9 protein-coding genes and 1 tRNA gene are annotated in these 15,183 nt (G+C 46.8%); 4 read left to right on the top strand and 6 right to left on the bottom strand.

The window, feature by feature from the left end; translation table 11 throughout:
- The first annotated feature begins 89 nt into the window (after positions 1–89).
- Entirely contained in the window at positions 90–2,189 is a 2,100-nt protein-coding gene (locus A3EU_RS0100315; protein ID WP_020534118.1) for a hypothetical protein, read from the top strand.
- Here the strand turns inward: A3EU_RS0100315 and A3EU_RS0100310 are convergent.
- On the bottom strand, positions 2,186–3,526 hold the full coding sequence (locus A3EU_RS0100310; protein ID WP_020534117.1) for an MFS transporter: 1,341 nt from the start codon (positions 3,524–3,526) through the stop codon (positions 2,186–2,188). The two genes, A3EU_RS0100315 and A3EU_RS0100310, sit on opposite strands and share 4 nt — an antisense overlap.
- 22 nt (positions 3,527–3,548) lie before the next feature.
- Between A3EU_RS0100310 and A3EU_RS0100305 the strand changes: the two genes are divergently transcribed.
- Positions 3,549–4,532, top strand: a complete 984-nt coding sequence (locus A3EU_RS0100305; protein ID WP_020534116.1) for an MBL fold metallo-hydrolase — start codon at positions 3,549–3,551, stop codon at positions 4,530–4,532.
- Positions 4,533–4,705: 173 nt separating this feature from the next.
- Here the strand turns inward: A3EU_RS0100305 and A3EU_RS0100300 are convergent, their stop codons facing one another.
- Positions 4,706–5,620, bottom strand: coding sequence for a T9SS type A sorting domain-containing protein (locus tag A3EU_RS0100300; RefSeq protein ID WP_020534115.1), 915 nt, complete (start codon positions 5,618–5,620; stop codon positions 4,706–4,708).
- A gap of 327 nt (positions 5,621–5,947) precedes the next feature.
- On the opposite strand from A3EU_RS0100300, the gene A3EU_RS0100295 reads away from it, so the two are divergent.
- Positions 5,948–8,488, top strand: coding sequence for an alpha-amylase family glycosyl hydrolase (locus A3EU_RS0100295; RefSeq protein WP_020534114.1), 2,541 nt, complete (start codon positions 5,948–5,950; stop codon positions 8,486–8,488).
- A gap of 246 nt (positions 8,489–8,734) precedes the next feature.
- On the opposite strand, the gene A3EU_RS0100290 is transcribed toward A3EU_RS0100295, so the two are convergent.
- The 4 genes from A3EU_RS0100290 to A3EU_RS0100275 all read right to left on the bottom strand — a co-directional run bounded on the left by A3EU_RS0100290 (position 8,735) and on the right by A3EU_RS0100275 (position 12,458).
- A tRNA-Glu gene (locus A3EU_RS0100290) sits at positions 8,735–8,808 on the bottom strand.
- 495 nt (positions 8,809–9,303) lie between these two features.
- Entirely contained in the window at positions 9,304–10,467 is a 1,164-nt protein-coding gene (locus A3EU_RS0100285; protein ID WP_020534113.1) for a WG repeat-containing protein, read from the bottom strand.
- A gap of 135 nt (positions 10,468–10,602) precedes the next feature.
- Positions 10,603–11,115 (bottom strand): 5-(carboxyamino)imidazole ribonucleotide mutase, encoded by a 513-nt coding sequence (gene purE, locus A3EU_RS0100280; protein ID WP_020534112.1) that lies wholly within the window; start codon positions 11,113–11,115, stop codon positions 10,603–10,605.
- 173 nt (positions 11,116–11,288) lie between these two features.
- Positions 11,289–12,458 (bottom strand): 5-(carboxyamino)imidazole ribonucleotide synthase, encoded by a 1,170-nt coding sequence (locus tag A3EU_RS0100275; protein ID WP_020534111.1) that lies wholly within the window; start codon positions 12,456–12,458, stop codon positions 11,289–11,291.
- A 277-nt stretch (positions 12,459–12,735) separates the two neighbouring features.
- On the opposite strand from A3EU_RS0100275, the gene A3EU_RS0100270 reads away from it, so the two are divergent.
- Positions 12,736–14,061, top strand: a complete 1,326-nt coding sequence (locus A3EU_RS0100270) for a glycosyl hydrolase (RefSeq protein WP_020534110.1) — start codon at positions 12,736–12,738, stop codon at positions 14,059–14,061.
- Positions 14,062–15,183 lie beyond the last annotated feature (1,122 nt).

Genomic DNA, 15,183 nt, shown 5'->3' with positions numbered 1-15,183 from the left:
AACACCAACCGGTAAATGTCGTAGAATCTGCTACCTTTGTCAGCTATCTATTTTCGATCATCCGATTCGTTTTTGAGAACAATTTGAACATGGAGGGAATTAGTTTTGCTTATCCTGCTTGGTACCTTGGCTTGTGTTTACTGGCAGGTCTGATTTACGCGCTGGTCTTGTATTATCGCAACGATAGTTTTCGTGACGCTCCCTCTTGGTTGAGTGGTGTGCTGAGCATCCTCCGCTTTCTAGCGGTGTCGGTACTGGCGTTTTTGTTATTGTCTCCAATTTTGCGTTCAACGCAAACCCAGTCACAGAAGCCCGTTATCGTTTTTGCACAAGATGGCTCCGAGTCGGTGGCTGCTGGCTGGTCTCCTGAGGATAGTACAAACTACGTTAATGCCGTGAAAAATCTCACGGGGCAATTAGCCGAGAATTACGAGGTAGTCAACTACACCTTTGGCCAAGAAGTAAGAGATACACTTGATTTTTCCTTCACTGATAAACGTACGAATCTGGCTAACCTGCTGGGAGAGGTTTATGATGTTTACAGTAACCAAAACCTAGGGGCAGTCATTATTAGCTCTGACGGTATTTATAACGAGGGTGCAAATCCCGTTTATACAGATGCTAAGCTTAACGCTCCTGTTTACACCCTGGGGTTAGGCGATACGACACGACGTAAGGACGTACTCGTCAAGCGGGTTTTTCATAACAAAATAGCTTACCTCGGAGATAAATTTTCTATTCAGGTTGATATCGGGGCACAGAACGCCGCAGGTACCACAACACCTTTAAGAATAGCCCGTATTGAAAATGGACAACGCCGTGAACTCGTCAATGAGTCGGTAAATATTGACAGGAACGACTATTTTTCAACACGAGAGTTTATTCTAGACGCTGATCGCGCCGGCGTCAATCGTTATCGTATCAGTATTGGAACTATAGCAGGTGAAGCTTCAACAATCAACAATACCAGAGACATTTATGTAGATGTACTGGAAGCCCGGCAAAAAGTATTGATTTTGGCCCACGCTCCCCACCCGGATATTTCTGCCTTAAAACAGAGCATCAATGAGGGGCAGAATAATGAAGTAACCGTTGCTTATCGTAATACCTTTGATGGCAATATCCGAGATTACGACCTGGTGGTGCTACATCAATTGCCGAATCGTAACGAATCGCTCAATGACTTGCTGGCACAATTAAAAACCAATAATATTCCTGTCTGGTTTTTTGCGGGAGATCAGTCCGGCCTCCAGGCCTTTAATAGCGCTCAGCAGTTGATCAATATTTCCGGAAACGGACGGAATACCAATGAAGTAGAACCCAAGTTGGCGAATAATTTCACCCTGTTTAAGGTGGATGAAGAGGTAAGAGCTTTGCTACCGGTGTTGCCCCCTGTGGTTACTCCTTTCGGAGAATTCTCCTCAGGTAGTAACGCCTCTGTTTTGCTGTACCAGGAGATTGGCAGAATCAGTACTGAGTACCCTCTTCTCAGCTTAGGTGAAGAAGATGGCCGAAGAATGGCCGTTTTTGCCGGAACTGGCATTTGGAAGTGGCGTTTGTTTGATTACCTCGACAAGAAAAACCATAACCGCTTCAATGAATTGGTCAGCCAGGTAATTCAATACCTGAGTGTAAAAGATGATAAACGTCGTTTTCGCGTAAGTTTGGCAACAAACATTTTCGATGAAAACGAGCCTATCATTTTTGATGCTGAACTATACAATGACAATTACGAACTCATCAACGAACCCTCGGCACAATTGGTGATTACCGATTCAGAAGGACGAGAGTACAATTATACCTTCAACCCAACAGGACGGGCTTACCGGCTCAATGCTGGTATCTTGCCAGTGGGTAATTACCGCTTTAGCGCCAATGTAAATACGGGAACGGAAAGCCTGAATTACAACGGCCAGTTCAGTGTGCAGGCCGTCCAGTTAGAACGGTACGAACTGACTGCCGATCATGATTTGCTACGTTTGCTCAGCGAACGTTACGGAGGTGAATTGCTAGATATGGCTGGTTTCAATGCCTTGCAACAAGCTTTAGCGGAACGTGGAACGGTAAAGCCTGTACTCTATGAAACGACAACAACCAGGTCCTTGATCAACCTAAAGGGCATTTTCTTTGCTATTCTGTTTTTGTTGAGCTTGGAATGGTTCTTGCGGCGGTATTATGGGAGTTATTAGTCCTGACTAAGCTTTACTCGTCTCATGATGAGGTATCCAAGTAAACAAAACACGCAAGCGGCACCCGCACTGGCAATAACACCAGTGGGTTCACTTGCACTTTTTCCAAGGAGTAAGAAAGAAGGGAACAGCAAGACGGCCAAGCTTATTCCGATTTTCATCATGAAATTGCGCACAGCATAAAACATTCCCGCTTGTTGTTGTCCGGTACTGACTTGATGGTCGTGGACAAAATCAGCGATCAATGCATTGGGGACAATCCCGAATGTAGCAAGTGGGTAAGCCGCAAGAAGGGCTACCCCATAGAAAAGTATAGTTTTCCCTAAAGGGATCTGAGGAACCAGGGCGGTTATGGCAAAGACAGCGCAAAACACGAGAAATGCACTTAGTAGCATATTCCTTTTACCAAAGCGTTTTACCCCAATATTTACCGGCCAATACAATAAGAAGCTTGCCACAAAACTAATGGCCAGAAAAGCCGAAGCTTGCTCTTTGGGCCAACCAAAAAGTGCTGTCACGTAATAGCTTACGCCTTGTTGAATAAAGGTAAGTGCTAGCCAATACAATAGGTCTGCACCAATAAATATTCGGAAATTTTTGTTTTGAAAAACCGATCCTAAAGCTTCTTTGGGAGGAACCGTTGACCCGTTCTGCTGTTGGGCGTAGGTTTCTTCTTGCAGGAAAAATGCAGGGATAAGCATTAATAGAAGCGAGAGTCCGGCAAAGGCGCCTATCGTCCACTGGAAAGCCTGCACGCTATCCGTGAAATTTTCAAAATACCCCTGGATGCCGTATGCCATTCCTCCTATCACGAAGCCTAAGGCCCAGGCAATAGAAATCAATGTACTGATGCGCATTCGATCTGGCGGGTGATGCCCCAGTTCAGGAATGAGTGCATTATAAGGCACCAGATATAAGGTGAAAAAAAGGTAGAATAGGAAAACGATGGCTATGAGCCAATAAACATTGTATACACTAAGCCCTGCTACGGGCGGGAAAAACAGCAAAAACGATAAACCTGCGAAAGGAATGGCTGCCAAGCGTAAGACTTTTTTGCGTTTACCGCCCGTAATGGGGCGATTGTCCGACCAAGCCGCAATCCAAGGATCAGTGACAGCATCAAAAATACGGCCACCAAAATTGATGAAACCAATGAGTGTCGCTACGCCAAGAATAGCCCCTTGGTAAATAAAGGCCGGAAATACGGCCGCCCCATCTGATTCTGGTGGCAGATAAAAGTAAACGAGTAAATTAGCTGCACCAAAACTGGCTAATGACCAGCCCAGCTGCCCAAGGGCGTAGATGATTAATTGAGATAAGGGTGGGCGTTTTGTCATGCTTAAAGATAAATTAAAAAATATGTCAAAACACTTATTTACCTATCATTTAGGAATTATTTGCCTCAGCTTGGTCGTGTTCTCTTGCACGCCTGTGGCTAGCGACCCCGCACCGGAAGCTGCTATTCCTTCGGGTCCCTACGTTATCGTTTTAGGGATCGCCCAGGATGCGGGTTATCCCCAAACTGCTTGCCGCAAGGAGTGCTGCACCCAGGTTTGGGAAGGGCAGGAGCAACCTCAAAAAGTAAGTTGCCTGGGTTTGGTAGATCCTGTCACTCAGCAGCTTTGGTTGCTAGATGCGACGCCTGATTTCCGTGAGCAATGGCAGCTTTTATCGAAAGAATTGCCGAATACGACCATTACCCAGCCTAGTGGTGTGTTTTTGACTCACGCCCATCTAGGCCACTATACCGGCTTGCTTCAGTTAGGGCGCGAGGTGATGGGCGCACAAGCTGTACCTGTTTATGCTATGCCACGCCTTGATACATTTTTGCGCAGCAATGGGCCGTGGTCTCAATTGGTAAACCTTGGGAATATTGCACTTCAACCCCTGAAATCTGATAGCACCTTAGTCCTCAACGGCCAACTAAAAGTAACTCCCGTTCAGGTGCCTCACCGCGATGAATATTCGGAAACAGTAGGTTTTCGGGTGGAAGGCCCAGGTAAGAGCCTCTTGTTTATTCCCGATATCGACAAATGGGACCGCTGGCACCGTTCACTCTCCGAAGAAATTGCAGCAGTAGATATCGCCTTTCTGGATGCGACCTTTTTTGCGGATGGCGAATTGCCTAACCGAGACATGAGTAAGATTCCCCATCCTTTTGTTTCTGAAACCATGGATTTACTCGGAGGCCTGCCCTCAACAGAAAGGCAGAAAGTGCATTTTATCCACCTTAATCATACGAATCCTCTTTTACAAACAAAAAGCCCCGCTCGGCAAGAAGTAGCAGAACGAGGCTTTCAGGTAGCTTTTGAGGGCCAGCGGGTTGAGCTTTCTGAAAAGTAGAGGTTACCAGCTCGTACCCTTGAAAGGTGTAAAGGTGTAAACGTTTCTCGCACTTCGCACAAAGCCGTACCTTGTACCAAAGTCGGAAGTGGGAGTTCGGAAGTGGGAAGTATTTAACGCACTCCGCACCCCAAACCGCACCTCGCACGGAAAAAAACGCACCCCGCACCAAATTAATGAATAAACAATCGCTGATTATCAATCACCCCCGCTGAAGAACGGATACGTAGCGAATAAACCCCATCAGCTAGTGATGAAACATTGATCGCCGACTGGTTCCAGTTTTGCCGAAGCATTACGCGCCCTGCCATGTCAATGATTTCGATGGTGATCGGCCCATCTGTAGTTGACAAGCCGCTAATTTGTAGAAGGTCATTGGTCGGATTAGGAAACAAGTGTACCTGTGCTTTGCCCTCCCAGCGTGCGGATACAATCGCCGAGTAGCTGAAACTACCATCGTAATCGACCTGCTTGACCCGGTAGTAATTGAGGCCGGGTAGGGGAGTCTCGTCCAAAAAGCTGTACTGCTGCTCCTGTTGCGTAGTGCCTGCACCTGCGATGCTGCCCAGTTTTTCCCAATTGCGACTATCGGTACTGCGTTCTATGTTGAAATAGGCGTTGTTGGTTTCTGTGGCGGTGGTGAAGGTGAGGTTGTGGGTGTTTTTTAATTCATTAACTCCTAATTGCTTGAACTGCACTGGTAAGTTAACTACTTGTGCCATTTCAAATCCAGTGAAGTCATAACCAGTAGTGCTACAATTATCAAAATCACTACAGCATGCGGCTTGTACCTCAATGTATACGCTTTCGTCAATAGGAAGTGATCCGATGACTACTTCCCAAGTATTTGCAGAAAGAAAACTACCTCTTATCAAACCTGAAAAGGAATTAATTGGAGGAACTCCATTGATATTGTAAGCTACTTCACCTAATACTCCCTGCCCAAAATTAGTTGTAGTATTAATAGTTAGAGTTATTTCTCCTTGATTAGTGACTTCTACGTTACTAATTAAAGGATTAGAACATGATTGAGCAATTGCTAATGTTTGAAAAAAAGTTAAAAAAAAGCCAAGTAACACGTGTTTCATAATTCGGTTTTTAAAAGATTTACAATAGTTGCTTATGGTTTTAAATAGGAAAGCAAGCGAGAAAAATTCAGACCACTTTACATAAGCTTTTAAGGGAGAATCAAGTCGATGATCGATCCTCATTAATAACTGTTCATTACTACACTCAAAGCATAGCAATCCAGTAATCTAAATATTGTTGGGTTAAACTAGGATAGGCAAAAAAAGCGTGGTAAAAATACATTTTTTCCGAATGTTAGGTAAATATAAAGAGCTTGTTGTTATTTTTACACCATTATCCTATTAAAGTCCGGTTTAGAATCTAATCATTGATCAAAAGAAGATGTAATGAGAGTATTGGTAGTACTTGTAATAGCCCTTTCGGGCTATGCCCTGAATGCGCAGGACTTTATGATGCAAGGGTGGTATTGGGATTATCCCAGTGAAAATTGTGGAGGCTTGGGAATAAAGTGGGCCGCAAATTTGCAATCCAGAGCTACAACACTGGGCAATGCTGGCTTTACCTACGTTTGGTTGCCGCCGCCAGCTAAAGGAGGAGGAGAATGTAGCGTCGGATATGACCCCAAAGACCTCTATGATCTGGGCGACTATGGTGCAACACGTTTCGGAACAAGAGCGCAACTAAATAGCCTGATTTCGGCTCTTCAAAGCAATGGTATGGAGGCCGTCGCTGATGTTGTCTATAACCACCGTGATGGTGGCGACTACGAGGACAACCCGGCTGTTCGTAACTATATAATGAACTACCCTAATGTAGGGAACACTTGTAATAACGGCATTACGCCTTATCCCATCAACGGCAAAGTTCGCTGGCGCTTGCCGCTAGGGGGAGCCACGGGCAATAATGCGGGCGATTATTATTTTAAGTTTTCTTCGGCCTCTGGAGGTACTGGCTTTCATGGGCGGGGATACAACCTTTATTTTCAGACGTCACAGGCAGGATGGCTTAATATGAGCGATTTGTCTGAAGTAGAGCCTAATGGCGGAGGTGGTTGTGGAGAAGCCTCCACTACCATCACTTTGGGGCGGAATATGCTGGCTTCCATTGATGCTGGCGGTTGTACAGTTGATGAATTCCTTGTCACCTTAAATCCTGGTGATTTTAATAGCTCTGGTGATTTTCTCGAAATTTACGTCTCACAGACTGGTGGAGATGGCACAGGGGTGGATATACGTCCCTACCATCTTTATTCGGCTCCTCGCAATGCGAATATCATCAACGAACTGGCCCTCCAAACGCGCACGGATTTTTCCAACCTCCCCAGTGGGCTCGGCGCCATGAACTACCTCAATTTTAAACCCAACGGTATTGATGCTACCTGCCTGGAGGGAGATTGGGATTTTCCTTACTTCTTTTTTGATGTTGATCAACGACAGTCGTCAACCCAGGATGTCTACAACGAATGGAGTAAGTGGCTGATTGAAACTGCAGGCTTTTCTGGCGGGTTGCGCATGGATGCAGTCAAGCATTTTGACCCCTCTATGATTACCAATTTGCTCAACTACCTGAGCAGTGAGGGCATCGAGCCAGGGATGATTGTTGGCGAAATTTTTGATTCCAACACCGGTTCCCTTAATGGTTGGGTCAACAGCGTCAAGAGCGGTCTGACGGCCAATGTAGATGTGCGTGTATTTGATTTTAACCTGCGTTCAGCACTAAAAGAGGCCTGCGACCAGCATTATTTCAATTTCTTTTATGATACTCGAAACGTCTTCAATTCAGGTATCGTAGCAGCTGGTGCCGATGGTTTTAGCTCTGTTACCTTTGTTAATAACCACGATTTTAGGGATACCAATGAGCCGGTGCAAGATAATCCCCTCCTGGCCTACGTATATATTCTTACCAACAATAAAGTGGGACTCCCTTGTGTGTTTTACCCTGACTTTTTTGGTGACCAACCGCCCCACTATCCAGCGACGAATATGCAGGCTGAACTCACTGAATTGATGGATTTGCATCGTGATTTTATATTTGGAGCAACCGACCATCACTACTTGAATAGCTTTGGAACAGGTTATGCAAGTAGCTATCTTTCTGGCAATGCAAACCAGTGCTTGATCTACCAAATAAGTGGCGGCCCAACGGGCGAAGATGTTGTTGTAGCCATTAATTTTGATGATGAACCATTGCGCGTAGATCAGCAAATCAACCTGGACAATGTCCCTTCTGGTGCAACATTTGATGATGTTATTGGAAACTCGGCTTTCCCTACGGCTATTGTAAAAACAAGTCCGGGAGGCGTTACAAACAGTATTTACATAGACCTGCCTGCACGTTCCTACTCGATGTGGGTGCAAAATAGTGGTGTCGCACCATTACCGGCAGCGTTGCTGGATTTTCAAGCAAAGAAAAATGGCAGTAATGTTCATCTAGATTGGCGTACAGCCCAAGAGGAGCAGTTGAGCCATTTCCAGATCGAACGCTCCCAGGATGGAAAAACATTTAATTCCGTAGGAAAGAAAACTGCAGTTGGAAACAGCCAGGAGGAACAGACTTATAGCTTTCTAGACCAACAACTTCCTCGTACGGGTGCTGAACGCCTGTATTATCGCCTGGTGATGGTGGATGTAGATGGTACGGAAGAAATTTCGCCTGTTCGGGAAGTCAAATTGGAAAAAACACAAATTCAGATTTGGCCCAACCCTGTACAGGAACAGTTGAATATCTCCTCACAAGCCCCTATCAAACAGGTAAGTGTCTACAGTGCGGCGGGCCAACTTATTTATCAGTCAAAGGATGGCGTAAGTAACTACCTGGACACCAGCAACTGGCACCCCCGGCATGTATCAAATCACCATTGTTACGGCCAACGGCGAACAATGGAGCCAAAGGTTTATGAAAACGTAGGTTGTTCCATTAATTTGTAGAGGGGTGGGTGGCGGTTGTACTGCCACTAAGCGTATAGGGTAGAGAGATGTATTACGCTATTTTGTACTTAATAGACGTGAAGTGTCCTGTACTGTGAGCGTGCTATATTCATGGTTCTTGATATGCCGCCCCCCCTTAGTGAAACTAAAATCCCTATACCCTATACTTCGTACTCAGTACGGTGAAAATTGCCTAATAGAATCCTAGTTTTTAAGGAATACTAAAAGGCAATTTTTACAAGAAAGTACTGCCGACGGGGTTCGAACCCGCAATCTCCGCTGTGAAAGAGCGGTGGCTTAACCAATTCGCCTACGGCAGCTCAAAAAAGTCGACTCCCTGGGACTTGAACCCAGACCATGAGGTCCAAAAACTCATATGCTAACCCATTACACCAGAAGTCAAAAAAAATAGCCTTCACGAGGTATTCGTGAAGGCTATTTAGCTATGCTTTTTCCTTAAGAATTAAACATAGAACAGTTATTCACGAGCCCTGCGGCGGTGTTCTGACTGTTCTTCCTGAAGGTTGTTTATAAAAAGCATGATTGCGTATTTTACGCCTAATAAGGATGTAGGGGAGGATTTAGTTCCCTTTACTAAGAAAAAGCCATAAAATCGGGAATGTCTCAAATGTTGTGCCTTGATATAGATCAAGTACATGAGCCACGGCTCACGCATGTACCCCGCTGGAGGGTTCGACTCACAGAGTCGGGGGAGGTATGTCCAATACGCCTTGGCCTCATACACCTGAACGGAGCTAATCCTTCACTATAATCTGTTAGGCAGAGCTTGTGTCTCTGTCGGGATGCACTACTTTCTACTCATACACCTGTACCGGCGCCAGTCCTTCGCTATAATCCCGTACCTCTAAATAGTAGGGTTTAGGACTAAACAACAGAAACCCACTGGTATCAATGTAAGAAAGCCCTTGATCAGTCGCTATACGGGCAAGCCCGTCGGTAAAAGCCCATGCAAGATAATAATGAGGCGAGGTGAGGATGCTCCCGTCAGGGCGGAGGTACCCCCAAAGTTCAAGATCGCGATAAGCGGCGAGCCCCTGACTAAAGGGGTGTATTTCGTCTAGTGGTTTTTGTAAAAGTTCATTCCCTTCTTGGTCCAGCAGTTGATACCGAGTAGCGTTGGCAGCAATCCAGCGGTTTTCACCAGCGTAAAATAGCTGTTCGTACTGTGGCGCTACCAGCCATTCTCCTTTTTTGTTGATCAAACCCCAGCGGTCCTCTTCTGCCACAGCGGCAAGACCTTCATTGAAATCACCAGCTTGGCGAAAACGCGCTGGAATGATCCATTTGCCTTTCGGCGAAAGATAACCGTAGCGGCCCTCTTTTCGCGCTCGGGCCAGGCCTTCCTCAAATGGTTTTAGTCGCTCGTATTGGCAATCAATTACAACGCCTCCTTGCTGGTCAATAATGCCGTAATTACCATCTTTTTGGACGACCGCTTGCCCATTGGCAAAGGGACCTGCCTTGGTAAACTGAGGCTCAATGATGACTTCTCCATCAGTATTGAGGTAGCCGTATTGGTGGCCTTGACGAAAAGCCGCGCGTTGATCAATGAATTCCTTAAGTTCCTCATAGTCAGGGGTTATGATCCATTTGCCTTGTGTGTTGATATAACCAAAGTTGCCATCATTAGCTTGTGCGCGGGCTCGCCCGTCCGTAAAAGACCAGGCTGCTCGAAAGCTTTTGTCTATAGCGTATTGCCCCGACTTATTGATGTAGTGCCAGCGGCCATCCTTGCGCACCAAAGCCAGGCCATCCGAAAAAGCACGAACCTCGTCAAAGCTGTTGCGAATAACCAGCTCTCCATCACGATCAGCAAAGCCCCAAGTGTAAGGATTGTCCTCGTAGTCGGCAGCAGGGTCGGGTAGGGGAGCCACCTCTCCGTCGGTAGGTGCCGGATCGGCCTGGCAGGCACTCGCCATCATTACAATAACCAGCAGAAAGAGCATTGAACGCCACATAAGGAACTATTTTTTAGAGAGACGACTCAACGAGTTCTGACTACACTTTTTCGAAGTGTAACTACTCGATGGGCCGTTGTGAAAAATCTCTGCGTCTCTGCGCCTCTGCGCGAGACACCCTATTCGGAACACGCGCTATTTTTTCTCTTCAAGATAAGTCTTATAGCCCTTTGCTTCCAGTTGGTCATACTTTACCGCCACACCCTCAGCCATCGACTTCTTGTAGTCTATCAAACGCTGGCGGATTGCTGTATCCTGCGCGCCCAAAATTTGAGCGGCCAGAATCCCCGCATTTTTTGCGGCATTAACAGCTACAGTTGCTACCGGCACGCCATTGGGCATTTGCAAAATAGAAAGCATGGAATCCCATCCATCAATAGAGTTGGATGACTTGATGGGCACGCCAATCACGGGTAGCGGCGATAGAGAGGCCACCATGCCCGGCAAATGCGCGGCACCGCCAGCCCCGGCAATAATCACCTGAATGCCGCGCTCATGCGCACCTTGTGCAAACTCAAACATCCGCTCGGGGGTCCGGTGAGCCGAAACGATGGTCAATTCAAAGGCGAGCCCCAGCTCTTCCAGTACGTCGGCAGCTTGCCGCATGATCGGTAAATCCGAATCTGAACCCATTATTATGCTGATCATTGTGGATCGTTTTTATTTTATGTTTTAACAGGTTTCGCGGACTTCAGTCCGCATGCGTTTCCACTACCCTGGACATGCGGACTAAAGCCCGCGGAACCTATTTTTTTCTCAATATTTGACACCCTATCCTCTACTTCAAAGGGCGATGCAATCGCCCCGAATCCCTCTACTCCTTATATCCCACACCGCAATACCGCCTTCACCTTCTCCGCTTTCTGCAATGCTTCCTGCGGATTGTCGGCCATAATGGTCACGTGGCCCATCTTGCGGAAGGGCCTGGTTTCTTTTTTACCATATAAATGTACAAACACATTGGGTATACTCAGCACTTCGCCCATGCCACGGTAGTTGACCGGGCCACTAGCACCGGGCTCGCCAAGAATATTGAGCATTACGGCAGTTTGCAACAGTCGGGTATCTCCTAGCGGCAAGTTCAGTACACCACGCAAATGTTGCTCAAACTGACTGGTCAGGCAACTCTCAATGGTATGATGACCACTGTTATGAGGCCGTGGCGCTACTTCGTTAATCAACAGTTCGCCGCTTTTGGTGAGAAACAGCTCCACAGCCAGCAGGCCACTTAGCTCATAGGCTGCTGCCGTCTGCTCGGCCAATGCAATGGCTTTTTGCTCCAGTGCTTGCGTAATTTGAGCAGGTGCCAATAAGTAGTCAACCAAATTTGCGACCGGATCAAAGGCCATTTCTACTACCGGAAATGACTTCATTTCTCCATCGGCATTCCGGGCTACTACCACTCCTAGTTCTTTGTCTATATCCACCAATTCTTCGATCAAGGCTGGGCCAGGGAGCAAGTTGTTGGCCAGATCATCAGCTGTTTTGATCACCGTTACGCCACGGCCATCATAGCCGCCAGTTCTACTTTTTTGTACAAAAGGGAGTTGGATTCGACCTTCTTTTACGGCTTGCCGAATAGCCGCTTCGTCGTCTAGCAGGATAAATGGCGAGCTAGGCAGTTGATGCTTCTCGTAAAACAGCTTTTGCGCCCCCTTGTCCTTGATAATGTCCAACACACTGGGCGCAGGATGCACAATCACGCCTTCCTTTACCAACTGATGCAAAGCCCCCGTATGCACATGCTCAATCTCAATGGTGAGCACATCCACCTGACGGCCAAAACGTAGTACATCTTCTTCTTTGCGAAAATCACCGGCCACAAATTCTGTGGCGTACGGTGCAGCTGGTACAGATTCGTCTTTGTCGAGTATCCAGTAAGGTAGGTGCCAGTTGGCAGCGGGCAGCGCCATCATTTTACCGAGTTGCCCACCCCCGAGGATGCCCAGTTTGGTTTCACCATTAAAAACTTTAGCAATAGAATCAGTCATGTCTAAATGTTAGCTATTTGAAAAACTTGAGAAACCTCGAAGAAGTAGCGAAGCTAAATCGCACTTTATTTTTGCGCAATACTTAGTATGATTTGGGGCCTCCCTGCGGGCGCTACGCTCCGTAGCTCGCTATCGCTCGGCCCCAGCAGAGCTGGGTCTGCCCCTGCGGGCCACTACTGCACATCGCTAGGCCAGTAGGTTTCCCAAATCATAGAAGAGCCGCAAATTTACAAACCCAAAGGTGATTTTTGTCCACATAAGACTGTATTTTACACCAATGAAACAATCTCCCGCCATCTGGCAGTCTCGCCGTCATGATCTTTTAGTTCAAATGCAGCACAACGGAGCCAGTTGGCTCGGCTTTACGGAACCTACCCTTTGTGGCCGTGCAGGGGTGCGCTTGCATGAAAAAGACCCTGCCAGTAAGGAAGCTGAACAGGTAAGTACATCTGATTTGATCTTCAATAAGGCAGAATACGCTGCAGAGCAGTTGGCCTTGGGTATAGCTCACGAAAGCGGTGAAATCCATCTGCCTCGCCTGGTGCAGTATGATTTAGCACACGTCGTCGAGGGGCTTCCCGAAACCAGAGCGCGAGCCTCGGAAGATGAGCAGCACAGTTTCTTGCATCGTCAGCAAGCTATCGAGGTACTGACAGAGCATTTAGCAGCTTACCACAAGGAAGGAACAGTGCCTGTTTTGGTTTGGCATGCCTTTCATCCGAGTCATGGCGACAAGAGCATTTACGAAATGCCGGGTATTGACCCATTCGCGGCTACTAAAACCGAAGAAGAACGCGAACTATTGGAAAGTTTAGCAAAGCATATTCATTTGCCCCCGGCAGCGTGGCCAGCAGCCCTTACAGATAGCCAGCGGCAAGGGTTGGAAACCATGCAAGCCAAGTTGCAACGTATTGCCATTTTCGCCAATGCCTTGGCGGAGGAAGAAATTACTGCTGTTTTTCGGCCCTACCACGAAGCAAATGGTCACTGGTTTTGGTGGGCTATTGATCGCTTTTCGGATAATCCTAATGAAGCCGCTGAGCTGTTTTGGAAACTATGGAAAAATAGCCGCATTTATCTGGAAGAAACCTGCGGCATCTACAACCTGGTTTATACCTGGTCACCCAATATTGCGGGCAGCTGGTTCAAGGAAGACGCTGATTTGGTAAGCCTTTACGCGAGAGGAATCCACCCTGATGCTGTGGAAATCTTGGGGGTTGATTGCTATTCAAATAACCTGAGCGCCAAAAAAGAGGCATTGCTAAGCCATCGCCGCGAGGTTTTGATGAAAGGCTTGGAGGTGATCGCCTCCCTGCGGAGAGCCTTCCCTGACAAGCCCGTTGGATTCACGGAGCTAGGACTACGCTACCACGAATTATTAAAGGACGATGAACCCTCTGCAGCCATGGGGCAGCCTGCTCGTGGCGGCGGAACGCTGAATGAACCTTTCTTTAAGCGATTTTCAAAGTTTGCAAACTACGCTCCTCAGTTTACCATCTTTTGGCGCAATGAGCCCCATTCACTAGAGTTTCCCCTGGCGGGTCTTTCACCAGAAATGGAGGAAGAGGTGAGAGGGATGTATGCCTACTTTGAGACGGTGTAGAGGTGTAAAGGTTGGAAAAGTGTAAGGAGAGGCTGTACAATTTTTTTCGCACCCTATGCAAAAAAACGGAAGAGAGAAATCGGAAGTATTTTACGCACCCCGCACCCCGCACCCCGCACCCCGCACTACAAAATCGGAAAAAGTAAGTCAAAGATTACCACTCGTATCAGCGCGAAAGGCGTAGCCTGGAGCTCTGCGCATCCCGATTTTCCATCGGGAGAGCGGGCCAAAGGATAGAAGGAAGTGATAGCGACCGGATAGCCTGGTGCCGCAGTGGTGTTTGCAAAGCAACGCCGCTGCCGGTATGGCCCAAAAAATAATCATAGAGTGGCCTCCTTTAAACTTGGTTGTTCTCTTGAGGTGTCTAAATCGTTAAATTCCTGTTAAACACCCTTGTCTAACTACTCTTGTTTAAGCTTATTTGTCGATTTTAAGAATTGCTTACAGACAGGTGTACTGCGAGCCGACGAACTGCTTTTGCAATACAATTGTTATTTTAATAAATTCTCTGACATCTCTCAAAATCTATTTTATGCGTAATGCTACTCTCCTTATCCTATTAGCACTGGTGTGCTCTTCCTGCTATGTTTATCGCTCCTANGAACAACAACAGCACAGTCAATTGACTGCTTTGCCGTTGACCAAACAAGAGAAAGAATTAGAATTGTTTTTTGCAGGGGAAAATATGCCACAACAAGACTATCTGCGGCTGGGTTTACTCAAAGAAGGACGTACCAGTTATAACAGTAATCTAGGCTCGCTCCTTGATCGGATGAAGGCTCAGGCCCAGGAAATGGGAGCAGATGCTATCATTGTTATGGGGACAGAAAACACAGAGAGGGTGCGTACTGATGGATTTGACGATACTTACTCGGTGCCTGGCGAAAATATGTGGGGTATTGCCATTCGTTATTTGGATAACCTTCAGTTTGAGCAAAATGTCCTTTCTCACCTAGAAGTAACAGGGTTACATGCGAATACTAAGTCAGCCAACGGAATAATTGATCTTGCACCAGACGGAGAACTGGAATCACCTATAGCAGAGCGCTGGGGACAGTATGTTTATTACCATTCCATGGAATACCTGGTAGAGAATAAACGTGATTGGCAATTTACGAAAGT

This window comes from Lewinella cohaerens DSM 23179 (assembly GCF_000379805.1).
Taxonomy (GTDB): domain Bacteria; phylum Bacteroidota; class Bacteroidia; order Chitinophagales; family Saprospiraceae; genus Lewinella; species Lewinella cohaerens.
The sequence above is the reverse complement of the archived record's forward strand: the minus strand, read 5'-3'. Positions and strand labels throughout refer to the sequence as shown.

Coding starts and splice junctions, on each gene's coding strand:
- A3EU_RS0100310 (WP_020534117.1), bottom strand. CDS start 3,526: ATGACAAAACGCCCACCCTTATCTCAATTAATCATCTACGCCCTTGGG.
- A3EU_RS0100315 (WP_020534118.1), top strand. CDS start 90: ATGGAGGGAATTAGTTTTGCTTATCCTGCTTGGTACCTTGGCTTGTGT.
- A3EU_RS0100305 (WP_020534116.1), top strand. CDS start 3,549: ATGTCAAAACACTTATTTACCTATCATTTAGGAATTATTTGCCTCAGC.
- A3EU_RS0100300 (WP_020534115.1), bottom strand. CDS start 5,620: ATGAAACACGTGTTACTTGGCTTTTTTTTAACTTTTTTTCAAACATTA.
- A3EU_RS0100275 (WP_020534111.1), bottom strand. CDS start 12,458: ATGACTGATTCTATTGCTAAAGTTTTTAATGGTGAAACCAAACTGGGC.
- A3EU_RS0100270 (WP_020534110.1), top strand. CDS start 12,736: ATGAAACAATCTCCCGCCATCTGGCAGTCTCGCCGTCATGATCTTTTA.
- purE (WP_020534112.1), bottom strand. CDS start 11,115: ATGATCAGCATAATAATGGGTTCAGATTCGGATTTACCGATCATGCGG.
- A3EU_RS0100295 (WP_020534114.1), top strand. CDS start 5,948: ATGAGAGTATTGGTAGTACTTGTAATAGCCCTTTCGGGCTATGCCCTG.
- A3EU_RS0100285 (WP_020534113.1), bottom strand. CDS start 10,467: ATGTGGCGTTCAATGCTCTTTCTGCTGGTTATTGTAATGATGGCGAGT.